General features: G+C 64.8%; 2 protein-coding genes. Both read right to left on the bottom strand.

Features of this window, described 5'->3' with window-relative positions; genetic code table 11:
• Positions 1–190, bottom strand: a 190-nt coding sequence (locus tag PUN71_RS23035) for an oxidoreductase (RefSeq protein WP_502861379.1), incomplete at its 3' end; no start/stop codon positions are given.
• 133 nt (positions 191–323) lie between these two features.
• Positions 324–577, bottom strand: a 254-nt coding sequence (locus tag PUN71_RS23030; RefSeq protein WP_277800615.1) for an HAD family hydrolase, incomplete at its 5' end; no start/stop codon positions are given.

The following is a 577-nucleotide window of genomic DNA, read 5'->3' as shown; positions in this document are numbered from 1 at the left end:
TGTAGATGCCTTCAGTGATGAGCAAGCCGAAGCCGCCGGCCGCGAAGCGGGAGTAATAGGATGCCATGCGCCCGGTGGCGTGGCCGTCCTCGGTGGCGCTGACACGGGTCATCGGCGCCAGAGCGACGCGGTTGGGTAGTTCGGTGGGGCCGATACGGAGAGAGGTCCAGAGGGGTTCGAGATTGGGCATGAAAGTGTCCTTGAATGTCTCGGGGATTGTTCCTGGCATGGGCGTTTGTAGAAGGGCCCGTATTAGCGGCAAGACGAGGCTTGGGTATTAAATTCCCTGCCCGGCTGGCCCTGCTGCCGGTGGTGGGTCTTGTTTAGGCGTCTGCTGCCAAGGCGGGCGGCAGCTCGGTCAGCGCGGAAATGGTGACGTCGGGGGCTTCAAAATAGGCCGGGTAGTTGTCCCCGGTCCTGTTCAGCCACGCCGTTCGGAGCCCGGCCCGAGCCGCGCCGTGGATGTCCCAAGGGTGCACGGCCACGAGCAGCATGCTGCCCGGATCGGTTCCGGTCCTGGCCGCCGCATACTCGTAGGAGCTGCGGGCGGGCTTCCACGCGGGAGCATCTTCAACCG

It is taken from the genome of Arthrobacter sp. NQ7 (assembly GCF_029581595.2).
Classification (GTDB): Bacteria; Actinomycetota; Actinomycetes; order Actinomycetales; family Micrococcaceae; genus Arthrobacter; species Arthrobacter phenanthrenivorans_B.
This window is presented reverse-complemented; position numbering and strand designations above follow the sequence as displayed.